Origin of the sequence: Vallitalea okinawensis (genome assembly GCF_002964605.1) — a bacterium.
Taxonomy (GTDB): domain Bacteria; phylum Bacillota; class Clostridia; order Lachnospirales; family PQDH01; genus Vallitalea_A; species Vallitalea_A okinawensis.
In genome coordinates, this window is the sequence record NZ_PQDH01000007.1 from 298,864 (window position 1) to 312,380 (window position 13,517).

A 13,517-nucleotide genomic window follows, 5' to 3' on the forward strand; every position below is an offset into this window, starting at 1 on the left:
TATAATCTAATGTAACCTAGTGGATGAGTATATTAGCTACAGAAGCCCTGCACTAGCCCTTAATAGAAACAAACTTTATCCTTCAACATGTGGTAGTATAATCTCCACTTCACTATGAGGTCTTGGAATTACATGTACAGATAATAGTTCTCCAACTCTCTCAGCAGCTGCTGCGCCAGCATCTGTTGCAGCCTTAACAGCACCAACATCGCCTCTTACCATAACTGTAACAAGTCCACCACCAATTTGTTGCTTACCAATTAAAGTTACATTTGCAGCTTTAACCATTGCGTCAGCCGCCTCAATTGCTCCAACTAAACCTCTAGTTTCGATCATACCTAATGCGTTCATGCTTGCCATAATAAAATCCTCCTTATAATCTTTTATTTTCATTTATATAATTCATCATACTCTATTCTTGCTATGCAATATTATAGTGTAATATTACACTTAAGAATCCATGTCACTCATAACTTAAGCCCAGGGCTTATTTATGTATGTTATGCCTTTATGAATACTTTTTCAATTGTTCCATTACTAATTTGGTAATGAGTTGAATATCTACATCCATACTCTTAACAGGTTCTTCCTGATCAAGTCCTAGATCGTTCACACCATATGCCAAGCGTCGAATATTCACCAGATTCATAGGTGTTACATTATCAGATGTAGCACTTCCACCAACAGCTCCGCAACCTAATGTTAAGGATGGTGCAAGGTTTGTTGTTATACCAACAGCTCCTTGCGACGATGGTGTATTAACCAATAATCTTGATACAGGCTTTTTAAGAGCAAATTCTCGAATGACCTCTTCATCTCTAGAATGAATAACCAAGGTATGCCCCATACCATCATTTTCTAAAAGTTTAAAACATACTTCACAGCCTTCTAACCAATCATTAACTGTATAGAATCCAAGGAGTGATGTTAACTTCTCTTTAGAAAATGGGTACTGTCTGCCAATACCTTTTTCTTCACAAATCAACACTTTGGTACCCTCTGGAATATCAATGCCAGCGATTCTCGCCAAGTCTTTTGCTGACCTACCAACAATTTTAGGATTCATACCACCATTAGGTCTTTCCATGATTGCAACAACCTTATCTAACTTCTCTCCTGTTAAGAAGTAACCACCTTGATCGATGAATGTCTTCTTTACTTCTTCAGCTATTGCTTTATCCGTTACAATAGATTGTTCTGATGCACATATTGTGCCGTTATCAAAAGTCTTACTAGCAATGATACGTTTAACAGCCATCTTGATATCAGCACTCTTCTCAATATAGGCTGGTACATTACCTGGTCCTACTCCAAGAGCTGGCGTACCTGAACTGTATGCAGCTTTAACCATTGCAGAACCACCAGTAGCTAGTATTAAGGATACATCTTTATTCTTCATTAATTCATTGGTACCTTGTAATGTTGGAATACTCAAGCAGCTAATTAATCCTACTGGCACACCTAGTCCATCAAGTACATTGTTAATAATTTCAACAGTTTTTGTAATACAGCCAATAGCGCTTGGATGTGGACTGAAAATAACAGCATTACCTGACTTAAGAGCTATTAGCGCTTTATAGATAGTTGTAGATGTTGGGTTGGTTGATGGTACAAGAGCTGTGATAACACCAACTGGTGTTCCTATCTCAACGATCTTCTTTTCCCTCTCTTCATGTATAACGCCTAATGTCTTCATGTCTTTGATAAAATCATATAGTTTCTCACTAGCTAAAATGTTTTTCTGCACTTTATCCTGCCATTTTCCAAAGCCTGTTTCTTCAGCTGCCATCTTGGCTAAGCTTTCTGAAGCTCCTAATGCAGCATCCGCCACTTTCTTCACAATACTATCAATGGTCGCCATATCCAACTGAGCATAAACCTTCTGAGCTTCTTTTGCCTGGCGAATTAGTATTCTAGCTTCCTGAACAGACTGTAGATCTTTGTCTTCTATGAACATTCTAATCCACCTCCTCTATAGCTTTTTTTATTGCCTCTAATAATTCATCTCTCTTAGCATATTTAATCTGATCTTTCTTAATACTAATATCTTTTACTTGTCTAGCTATCTTACGTAACTCCACCACTTTCATAGTCTGAAAGGTCTCGATGTTGTCAAAAGGTATCTTTTCACCTTCACAATAAACAAAAGAAGTTGCTGATTTTGAATCTGCCCTGATAGCATCAACTTGTTCACTTACAACCTCTTGGGGAACTTCAGCTGACTTTTGAGTAAGGCATATCTTCTCAAGACCATCTCCTGGTCTTGCTATGACATTAATACCTACCACCTGACCTATACTCTCTGCTGCAGTCGCGCCAGCATCAATGGATGCTTTTACTGAACTAACATCCCCTTCTACAATGATGGTTACAAGACCTTTACCAGCAAATTGGCAATTGATTAGTTTAACATCTGCTGCCTTTAAGCAAGAATCTGCTGCTTCGATAGCACCAACGTAACCATAGGTCTCTATAAAACCAAGCGCCTTTTTTAACATAATATCACCAATTAATATTTATTTGGATTATCTGCAACAAATTTGACAGCATCAGCAAATGCATCACATGCCGCCTTACATGCTGATTGACTACCTGTTAGCAATCCACCGCCAAAGTTGGTCTCTGAAGGAGGTCCAAAGAATTCCATTAACTGAACATCTGCTGCCTTAAGGGCAACGTCAAGAGCGTACATGGATTCGATTGGAGGTGCTATAAGATAGGCAAGTGCATGCCCTTCTTCAACGCCTGCTGTCTCAGATAGATAAGAACCTGTACGAGATACACAATGTGCATAATAAGCGATGGAATCATCATCATTAGCACTATAGAAACATGCATCATTCTCAATAAAATCCACAGCTGCGTTAAGTCCACTTCTAACTTCTGCTGGGCTTGGGCCTGAGAGAATACCGATAAATTCTCCTGCTAACTTGGTATTGGCATTAGCTGCCCCACCATAGAATGATTTTGCATAAACCACTTTTACATCTGCTTTCTTCGTAGCATCGTCAAGTGCTGTATAACCTACATCATCACAGTCTGTAGTCATCAAACCGATGCTTCTGTGTCCTTCTGGAAGCTCAAGTTTCTTAGCCATCTCTTTATCAAGACTAGGAATGAGCTTCACACTTAAAACCGCTGCACGTAATGGATCATTTCTCATTATCTATTCACCTCTCTTATAGTTTTAAGTCTAAACCGCTTGCTTTGTTATCAAGCATTTTCTTAATAATATCTGCTATATGTGCTCCTGCTTCTGCAGCCGGTGTACCACCTTTATGAATATTTGAAATGACTGTACGATTGGATTCCGGCATACCAACTGTCGCCTTGTAAGCCATGTAACAACTCATACTTTCACCTGTTGCAAGTCCCGGTCTTTCACCAATAAGTACTACTGTTACCTCTGCATCCAGTACTTCAGATACTGCATCCATGGCTGGAACACGACCGTACTTAACAAAGAAAGGTGTGCCCATCTCAATGTTATAGGCTCTCAATCCTTGCTGAATTGCCATAATTGCATCCTTAGCATTGGTTTCAACTGCTGTAGAACTTAGTCCATCAGATACATAAATCTGTACACGCGGCTTTGCCTTGCACTTCTCTTTCAACGTTTTAATAGCTTCTTCATCAAACTTTCTACCAAGGTCAGGACGTGTAAGATACTCATCCTTATCCTTACATACCGTATTTACTGAGAACTCTCCGATATCCTTGATGAATTCATCAGATACGTTATTGAATACAGCATCTTGGGCTACAGCATGGTCTGCTCTGAACCGAAGTAACGTCTCTGTTCTATATCTTGGACCAGCTCTCCATATACCTACTCGAGCAGGTGTTCTTTCTTTTAACTTCATGTATGCATCTTCGTTCTCTGGATTTGGAACATTAAATATTTTATTGGTTTCTAAAGCTGTTATATCAGGTATATTAGCATCGTCAATAGGTGTGCATACTGGAGCTTCTTCCTTAGCTACTGGAGCTTCCGCTTCCATCTTACTTAATATATCTTCAATCATACTTTTGATCTGGTTTTCAGAAATCACTCATATCCCTCCTTCTACTTCAAGAAAATTGATGCATCTCCAGCTTTTGCTGTTAACTTACCGTTTTCATATAACCCCATTTTCTCCAACCACTGCTCAAATTCTTTAATAGGTCTTAAATTAAGAACTTGTCTGAGGGATGGTGCTTCATGATATCCAGTACATTGGTAGTTAAGCATAATATCATCGCCATTAGGGATACCCATGAAATAGTTACAACCTGCTGCTGCTAATAACACACCTAGGTTCTCTATATCATTCTGATCTGCCTTCATATGGTTGGTATAACATGCATCTACCCCCATTGGAATACCTGTTAATTTACCCATAAAATGATCTTCAAGACCTGCACGGATAACTTGCTTATTATCGTATAAGTACTCGGGACCAATGAAACCAACTACTGTATTTACTAGGAATGGATTGAACTTCTTAGCAAAACCATAGCATCTTGCCTCAAGGGTAACTTGGTCTACGCCATGATGTGCTTCTGATGATAGCTCTGATCCTTGACCAGTTTCAAAATACATCACATTAGGACCTGTTGATGTCCCTTCTTTTAGCATGAGTTCTTCGGCATCAGCTAATAGCTGTCCTGTAACACCAAATGCTTCATTAGCTTTCTCCGTTCCAGCAATACTTTGGAATATCATATCAGCTGGAGCTCCTTGCTTAACAGCTTCCATCTGTGTTGTTACGTGAGCAAGTACACAGTTTTGTGTTGGAATCTGCCATTTCTGCTTAAGATCTTCAAACATTTTAAGGACGTTCTTAACACTCTCTACAGTATCATTAACCGGGTTAAGACCTACTACAGCATCTCCAACACCATAGCTAAGACCTTCTAATAATGAAATCATAATTCCATCAAGATCATCTGTTGTATGGTTAGGCTGTAGACGAAAAGCCAATGTACCAGGAAGACCAATAGTCGTATTACAATGAGCTGTTACTCTTATCTTGCTAGCACCGTATACCAGGTCTAAGTTAGACATAATCTTAGTTACAGCTGCTACCATCTCACTTGTCAAACCTCTACTAACACGACGGATCTCTGCCCCTGTGGTATTCTGATCAAGAATCCACTCTCTTAGTTCAGCTACTGTCCAATTTTTGACACTGTTATAGATTTTCTCATTAACAGCATCTTGAATAATACGTGTTACCTCATCTTTTTCATAGGGTACTACTGGGTTATTTCTAAGGTTCTCAAGTGTCATGTTACTTAATACTTCTTTTGCTGCAATCATTTCGGTTACTGAGCTGGCTGCAATACCTGCTAGCTTATCACCAGATTTCTCTTCATTGGCTCTTGCAAGCACTTGCGTTACATTGTCGAACTGATATACAGTTCCAAAAAGCTTTGTTTTAAGTCTCATCATTTCTCTCCCTTCTTCATGGCTATATAAGTGTTAATTTAATAAATTATTGCCATTAGTAACTTAGTAACAGTGTTTTTACAATTACAGGGACAACATTACCATTAGCTATGGAATGACCAATATCAATATAATCACCATTGTCAACCTGTACTGAATCTATACAAACCACATCTTTCTTAAAATTAAGATGGGTTCTTAACGTTTGACCAAGGACTTTTGCCATGTCATTCTGAATAATGATTACCAGAGGCTTATCCTTCTTAATAGTCTCTGCCATTCCTTCAATAATGCACCTAGATAACTCAGTAATATATTGAAAACTAGCACTTTTCTGCCCCCGAAAAGCAAGAGCTACGTGCTGATCATCACTCTCTAACTGAAACCACTTTAACTTGTCAGAAATGATCTGACGCAATCTATGTAAAGGTAAAGCTTCGTCTTCTTCTGTAAGTTTTAATATAGGGATATTTTTTAGAGGTAATGCTTCCTCAGAAAAAGTAATAGTACTACCACTAATATCCGTGGTATGGGTACCTGCCCCGATTACTGTAGCTCGAATAGTCTCTCCAGACATTACTACTTCTACTTTCTTATCAATACCACTCTTTGCTATGGCCTGCCCTAGCAAAATACCAATATCACCAAACTGAAATAGGTCCTCTTCTTCTATCATTTGCACACAGTCAGCAACTCCACCAGAATAAGTAACAATATCAATATCATAATCCCGTCTAAGGTCATGATCTGTTGCTATTACATCAAGCAAAGCTGTCTTAGTTCTAACACCTACTACCTCTTCCAACAACTGTGCCATCCGTTCGGTTATAAGCTCTAATTCCACCTGCTCTAAGATTCTACCTTCTTCGATATGAATACCAATACTCTCACCTAATAACTTAATCTTATGAGAAGCATACAGTACTCTTCTGTTTTTGCCATCTAATTTAATCAATCGGCCACCAATATCCAAGCAAGCTGTGTCAATCACATCACCATTTTTGAATACGGCAATATTCGTCGTACCTCCACCAATGTCTAAATTGGCTACAGAACATGACCGGTCCTTAGACACTTTGGCTGCATTAGCGCCTTTACCAGCAATAATTCCCTCTAGCACAGGTCCTGCAGTAGCCACAACGAAATCCCCAGCTAATCCACTAAGAACCTTCAATACTTCCCTAGCATTCTCCTTACGAGCCGTCTCACCTGTAATAATCACTGCACCTGTATCCACTTCAGAAGGTTTGACACCTGCCTTATGATACTCTTCTTCAATCAACTGCCGAACCTGTTTCACATCTATCTCTGTCACCGATCTAAGGGGTGTAAAATGTATTTCACTTTGATAAATGACTTCTTTATCCACAATTTTAATACAAGGCACAGTTACCATATTAGCTGTATTTCTTACTAACAATCGACTAAACACCAACTGAGTAGTAGACGTCCCTATATCAATCCCAACACTCAACATTTGCTGTTCCACTACCACCAACCTCCTTCAAGTACCAGAAAAGTAAGTATTCGTTTTCAGGAAGCACAGGAAAATTTGATCCCTTGCGAGTAAGATGAGCTTTCCTATGCTAGAATAAAAGTGACTTTGTCACGTAAAATAGTAGATTTAAAAAACAACGAAGCCAAAAAGATATTATTTACTAATATCTCTTTGGCTTCGTCGCCTTCCTAAGTACATCGTTGTACTTACTATTCACTTTTAAAATCAAACATGGTCTTTGTTCCTTCTAGACTGGATTCAATTGTCAAATGCCCAGATAGCTTATCCTTGACTATCTGCTCTACAATCTTCTGACCCAGCCTTCCACTTTTCACAGATTCTTTATTAAATCCAACTCCATTATCGATCACCGATATACTGGAATACAGAGAACCCTTCTGAATTCTAATCTCTATAGCACCTTCATCTAGATCTTTAAAAGCATGATCCACCGAATTCTGCAAAAGTTCATTAACTACAAGTGCTATGGATGTTGCTTTATCACTATTAACAATAACACTGTCGCCTTTTACCTCAATCTGCACTCTCTTATCCGGTGAAATACCATATACCGCCGTGGTATCTTTTAGCTTAGATAGAATGGTCTTAATATCAATATCATCCACACCTTTTTGAGCTAACAACTCATGGGTAACTGCTATGCTTAATATACGACTAATACTTTCATTAAAAGACTTCTTAACCTCTTGATTATCAATACGTCTTGATTGAAGATTAAGTAGGCTTGCTATGGTTTGCAAGTTATTCTTTACACGGTGATGAATTTCTTTTATTACCACAGACTTAAGAATCAGTTCCTTTTCTTTCTCCTTTACATCTGTGTTATCCTTGATAAACATAACAACACCATTAATTTTATCCTTATGCTTTAAAAATGCATATTTTGTTTGTAAACAAAGGTTGCCAATGGTCACTTCACAGGTCTCATAAGAAGAATCAGACCAAATCTTCTCAAAAGATATACCACCAAGGACCAAATTGTCAAAGCTCATACCAACAATATTATCTCGATATCCTAACTTATTGTAAAGCTTAATAGCACCTGGATTAGCATATGTAGCTATCTTCTTGTTATTAAATATAATAATGGCTTCATTCACATGATGGGTAATGTTACTTTCTTGCTCTTTGAAAGATAAAAGAGTTTCACTTAAGTGCTCTGTGGTCTCTGAGAGAATTTCCATCTGTCTCGACTGTGCTAAGTGCTGGGTCACATCCATTTCCATGATGAGCACCCCAATCACTTTGTTATTATTATTCTTGATCGGTATGGTATTTTGTATGACCGTTTTATTTTCTTGGGTAATGGCTTTTAAGTCTCTGGTTGCCATGCCCACTTCTAGTGTTCGAAGAGCTGCTGGCTCATTAACACGATAGGCTAATTGTCCTACAACTGATGATTCATACATGGATTTTCCTATGGAGGGTTTTGCTTCTGCTACAACAATGGCTACATCTGAATCTTTGATAAGACAATCAATGAAGACGTCGGCCCGTACTAAATCGGCAATCATCGGCAGCATCTCAGAAGTTTTAATTAACTTCTCAATGTCACTTTGTGATAAATCCGTATGTTTTACACATAGTTTTTCAATCATACCCTTCACTCCAAATTATTTCACCTTTTTTCTTTAGCTGCTTTTTTCATTAAGTATAATTGCCTGGGCAATGTCTTTCATAGAACGACCCTTATTCATACTCAGTTTTCGTATTTTTTTATAGGCATCCTCTTCTGACATACAGTAATTTTTAATAAGAACGCCTTTAGCTTTCTCAATAAACTTACGATCCTCTACTTGCTGTTTGGCTTTCTTAGCGTCATTTTTAATGTTTTCAATTTGCCTGCTCTTAGATAAGGCTATCTCAATGGCTGGAAGCAGGTTCCTATCATTAATAGGTTTTACGAGATATCCCATCACACCTAGGTTCTTAGCTTCTTCAATAAATTCTTGTCCGCTATAGGCTGTCAATAAGATTATACAATTGGTTAACTGTTCTTCTGTAATAATCTTAGTAGCTTTTAGACCATTAAGCAGTGGCATCTTCACATCCATTAAGACTAAATCAGGTCTAAATTCTCGACACAATTCAATGGCATCAAAACCATCAGAAGCTGATCCTACTACGTTGTAGCCAGCATCTTCAAGAATTTCGCAGAGATCCATTCTAGTAACAGGCTCATCATCGGCTATTACTATCCTTTTAGTCATATATTCTCCTCCAAAGCTATTCATAATATGTGTCATGACTTTGTTTGCTAAGTCATAACCACAGTGTGATTTATCATCACACTTATCCTGTGTTTATCATGTTGTATTTTACAAGTTATACCATACGTTATCTTAGGGTATGGTATAACATGCTATTGGTTAGATATTCTTGTACTTGATTAATGCCTTCATGATTATAGGAACTAACGCTAAATATTTCTTCAGCACCAGCCGCCCGTAAACACTCTTCATGCCAAGTTACATTGTCCGGCTTGAGGTCTATCTTAGTAATAATACCTATTGTAGGTTTATTAAATATGGATGCAAAATTAGGTGGATAGAGTGACCTATCGTCGGTACAATCTAATACCAATCCAATCACATCGCAATCATAAGATGCTGTAATTAATGCCTTATAAAACCTTGGGTTTTCAAGATATTCACCTGGTGTATCTAATATACTATTATAGTATTCCATTGTTTGAGTCTTTTTATATTCTATTTCTTGTTGGTTCATCACTTGTGTTAATGTTGATTTCCCACTTCCTGAGCGTCCAATCAATATTATCTTTCTCATTATATTCACTCCCATTATTTCTTATGTCTGTATTTATGCTCTGTAGTGGAAGTTCTATATTTACATTCTCTATGATCTTGTTATTTTAGCTGGTGTAAAGGCAAGCACATTTTCAAGGACATTTAAAACCTCTTTCAATGCCGATTCCACACTGGATACATCGCCAACGATGATCAATGAACCACTAAAACGATCAACAAATCCTATCTCTATACCAGCGGCTTTTGTTGCTACATCAGCTGCTATTATGGCTGCTTCACTAGGTGTAATGGTGAGAATTCCAAGAGCATCACTGTATTCGGCGGATAATCCTATTTTTTTGTATATGTTGTTTTGTGGGTTAGCGATCAAATGAGCTAATGTCACCTGTTTACCTGGCACATATTCTTGTATAACTCTTTGTTTACTTTGCTCCATCGTATCAACCTTTCCAAAACTAACTGATATCTTACTGCACAAACATTTGTACACATGAAAAGTAGCTACGCTACGTCTTCCTTTGGAAGTTTTTTCGTTAGGAAAATATGGTTCTTGCGAGCAAAATGCAGTACTTTCCTACACAAAATAAAAAGCTCGCCAAAAACGCTATCCTATATCGTTTTTATGCGAGCCTCATTGCTCTTTTAGGATTACACGCCGTTGTGTAATCAACTTTATTGAATTGTTTAATCAAATTATAACAAAAACCAGTGAATAAATCAACTGTCTCTTGTAAACAATTTCTTGAAACAAGCAAAATCTATACTGACTCAATGCATGTTGCCCAAAAATTTTTAGAGAAAGTAAGCTTGGGTTAATGCAAAAGAGATTCCCCTCTGCCTAAGAGGCTATACAGGAAAGATTGAGAGGTATTTTAATCTACCTCTGAATCTTTCTTTTTACTTTTCTTATACTCATTGATGCTTGCGAAGATGATTAAGAAGAGCCCTGCAACCAATAAATAAACCCACCAAGGAATGCTCAGCCAGAATGTTTTAGTGAAGTAGATAACATCTAGACCTAGAAATACAATAGCTGATATAAAGTAAAATCGCTGCTTCTTATAAAAGCCAATTATAATCATACCAATCATCAGTCCACCAAATAGAATACCTTCAAATGTCTTATCGGGCATGATATCTAAAAATAATATAAGGGTAGTAATAGTTAATAAACTATATTCTAAATACTTTAATTTAGCATAGTGCTCTTTATAAAGAAAATGAATAATCAAAGAAGCTGTAAGGAAAATAGGCAAAACGTAAAGTTCTGTTTCTATTAAGTGCGGTATTGACATATATTCATAGATTGTAAATAATCCGATTAATCCAGATGCCCATGTAAGTCCTTTAAATAATTTAATAGCCCCTTTATGAGTATAACGCCTTATTTGGGCTCCAAAGAAGATAACAAAAGACAAAGCTGTAATGATTCTCAGTACCATATACTCTTCTTTTATGACATCAGTAAAAAGTCCTAGTAGTAAAATAAAACTAATTAGAGAGTACCATTCCAGTTTATATCTCTTGAGTTTATCCACTTTTATATACTGCCATCTACCTAAAAATATCAATAAATAGACTATGACAATTACGGATGCAATATACAGCCATGGGGTTGTAATGAGTAAGTCTAAATACTCCATTATCATTATAGCAAATATGGCTAGAGGAATAATATTGAGATAGGACATTCTAAACTTATGCAGAGATACTATGAGAATTCCACACATGATGACTATAATGAAGAAATTCCACATCCCTGTTAGACCTCCTTCATAAGGAATGTCCATTCCCATCAATAATAAACCAACTACCGATAAAATAAGAGCAAAGTAATAAATCCATCTCTTCCATTGATGCTTTACGATATATGCGACTATCATTAATCCTACTCCATAAAGGCTGATCAAGTTTAATATCAACGGCAATTGTATATCCATGATCAAAAGTAACTGATTGAGTATTATGAATAACGTTACGAGTATTATATACATATTTGGAACTTTTGTGATCTTAGATCTTATGAAATGATAAAAATAAATGAGTAGCATAGAAAAAGGAAGAATAATCAATTGTATGTCTTGAGTATTCATAAAGTTATTTTCATATATAAGCGCTAGAATCCCTATGAAACTCATAAATAAGGATACTGGCCAAAAGGCTGCTGAAATGTCATCCTCCAAAGCTCTTTTCTTATTAAGGTAACGTAGTAAAAGACCTATTCCTGTGGTGATCAGTAAAACAACACCTAAACTCACTGATATAAAATAATCATTAAGAGGTTCATAGATTATTTCATGAACAGATACAAAAATACCTAATGCAAGGATAATAGGCAAGCTAATCTTAATGAACCACCTTATAATTTCATTTTCTTTTAATAAATAAGTAATGTATAAGATAACTGATACGATAAGCGCTAGCACAAGTTGTAAGACAAACATTTCATCCGCTAAGGCTGTGATCCACCCCATAAGGATAAGGAACATAGCACATATACCGTAGGCTGGTTTATACTTCTCAATTAATTTCAATGGAGCGAATAAATAGATACCATATAACATACAGCCTAACCCAAATAATATAAAGCTGTTAAAGGAAATATACTCATCATCACCTATTCTTGAAGCTATCAAAATACCTATGGCTATAAGAATAGGAGAAAGATAACCACTAACCTTTTCAGCGTATGTACCTTGAACGACAATTGATAGAAGCATATAATCAATGGCTAGAACTATAAAACCTATGCCAAATACAACAAAAGCTCCATTACTTAGATCTGCTGAACCCAGTGTACCATCCTTGATGATTAAGCTCGTATAAGATGTTATCATGATAAGTATAGGTGCTAAGTCGATATAAGCTTTTACTAAGTAATGATATCGTTCATTACTCTTATTCCTCAACACATAATAAGTCAACAAGCCATGGAATATTGCTACAAACAAGAATATCCACTCTCTTGGAATCCGCAGTGCTGGAAAAAGAAATAACCCAAATAAGACAAGAAATAGATAGGAAAACCAGGCATATAATGTGTTCTTAAACTTAATACTACTATAAACATTGATTGGAATACCAACTAATGTTACAAGTGATAATAACCAAAACCTTCCTTTTGAAGCTAGGGTTAATGACTCTCCTAACAACCCAAGTGCTCCAAGTGCAAGAACAACTATAGGTAGTGATATACATCCTAGAAACCAAAAAGCTGAGGCTGTTTGATGTACATGTAGCTTCTTGTCAGTGATATGACTGATTCCGAAGAAAAACAGCGAGAATAAACAAAGCATTATAACCTTTGCGCCATTTGTAAAACTATTCCAACTGCTGGTTGCAAAAATTAAACCAGCTAATATGACCATCATTACACCTATTGACAAGATCACTGTAATATTTCTATTTCTGATTTCCTCTGATGTCTTGACTTTTTTAACGTCTACTTTTGTTATTACTTTGTTTTCAGCTTCTGCTTTTTGTTCATTAACACTTTTTTCACTCAGCTTAACACAATAATCAAAATGGGCTTTTCCAATTTTATTATAGTCTTCTATGTCAATATAGTGATTATCGTAAAGCTTTTTCAATTCACTTGTGAACAGCATGTTCTTTTCTCTTAGGTTCAAAACTTCCCCTCCTTTATTTATTATTTAAACACCCTCATATTAAAGATTATATGAAAGATTGAACACGTATGTCAACTACTGGTATTATTACATATCAAATCATATAACTATTGACTTTATAGTAGTAAGCATATAGGTATATGAACTTTTTTCTTTTTCTAAGATGATAG

The 13,517-nt window shown here is 36.5% G+C and carries 12 protein-coding genes; all 12 read right to left on the bottom strand.

Annotated elements, in window-relative coordinates; translation table 11 throughout:
* Positions 1-75: 75 nt before the first annotated feature.
* Positions 76-360 (bottom strand): ethanolamine utilization microcompartment protein EutM, encoded by a 285-nt coding sequence (gene eutM, locus C1Y58_RS18760; RefSeq protein WP_105617785.1) that lies wholly within the window; start codon positions 358-360, stop codon positions 76-78.
* A gap of 148 nt (positions 361-508) precedes the next feature.
* On the bottom strand, positions 509-1,957 hold the full coding sequence (locus C1Y58_RS18765) for an acetaldehyde dehydrogenase (acetylating) (protein WP_105617786.1): 1,449 nt from the start codon (positions 1,955-1,957) through the stop codon (positions 509-511).
* 1 nt (position 1,958) lies between these two features.
* On the bottom strand, positions 1,959-2,498 hold the full coding sequence (locus C1Y58_RS27280; RefSeq protein ID WP_105617788.1) for a BMC domain-containing protein: 540 nt from the start codon (positions 2,496-2,498) through the stop codon (positions 1,959-1,961).
* Positions 2,499-2,509: 11 nt separating this feature from the next.
* Entirely contained in the window at positions 2,510-3,163 is a 654-nt protein-coding gene (eutL, locus tag C1Y58_RS18775; RefSeq protein ID WP_105617790.1) for an ethanolamine utilization microcompartment protein EutL, read from the bottom strand.
* A 16-nt stretch (positions 3,164-3,179) separates the two neighbouring features.
* Positions 3,180-4,052 carry an ethanolamine ammonia-lyase subunit EutC gene (gene eutC / locus C1Y58_RS18780; RefSeq protein ID WP_242985432.1) on the bottom strand — a complete coding sequence of 291 codons (873 nt, stop codon included), beginning with the start codon at positions 4,050-4,052 and terminating at the stop codon, positions 3,180-3,182.
* Between the two features lie 14 nt (positions 4,053-4,066).
* Positions 4,067-5,431: an ethanolamine ammonia-lyase subunit EutB gene (locus C1Y58_RS18785; RefSeq protein ID WP_105617856.1), complete on the bottom strand. Its 1,365-nt coding sequence runs from the start codon at positions 5,429-5,431 to the stop codon at positions 4,067-4,069.
* Positions 5,432-5,486: 55 nt separating this feature from the next.
* Complete coding sequence (eutA, locus tag C1Y58_RS18790) at positions 5,487-6,920, bottom strand: ethanolamine ammonia-lyase reactivating factor EutA (RefSeq protein WP_105617791.1); 1,434 nt, start codon at positions 6,918-6,920, stop codon at positions 5,487-5,489.
* A 218-nt stretch (positions 6,921-7,138) separates the two neighbouring features.
* Positions 7,139-8,548 (bottom strand): sensor histidine kinase, encoded by a 1,410-nt coding sequence (locus tag C1Y58_RS18795; RefSeq protein WP_105617793.1) that lies wholly within the window; start codon positions 8,546-8,548, stop codon positions 7,139-7,141.
* A 33-nt stretch (positions 8,549-8,581) separates the two neighbouring features.
* The gene (locus C1Y58_RS18800) at positions 8,582-9,160 is read right to left on the bottom strand and encodes an ANTAR domain-containing response regulator (protein WP_105617794.1); all 579 of its coding nucleotides are present in this window, start codon (positions 9,158-9,160) and stop codon (positions 8,582-8,584) included.
* A gap of 127 nt (positions 9,161-9,287) precedes the next feature.
* A complete protein-coding gene (locus tag C1Y58_RS18805) occupies positions 9,288-9,737 on the bottom strand; it encodes a EutP/PduV family microcompartment system protein (protein WP_105617796.1) in 450 nt (149 codons plus the stop codon).
* 69 nt (positions 9,738-9,806) lie between these two features.
* The gene (gene eutS / locus C1Y58_RS18810; RefSeq protein ID WP_105617798.1) at positions 9,807-10,154 is read right to left on the bottom strand and encodes an ethanolamine utilization microcompartment protein EutS; all 348 of its coding nucleotides are present in this window, start codon (positions 10,152-10,154) and stop codon (positions 9,807-9,809) included.
* 436 nt (positions 10,155-10,590) lie between these two features.
* Positions 10,591-13,347, bottom strand: a complete 2,757-nt coding sequence (locus C1Y58_RS18815) for a hypothetical protein (protein WP_105617799.1) — start codon at positions 13,345-13,347, stop codon at positions 10,591-10,593.
* Between the last annotated feature and the right edge of the window lie 170 nt (positions 13,348-13,517).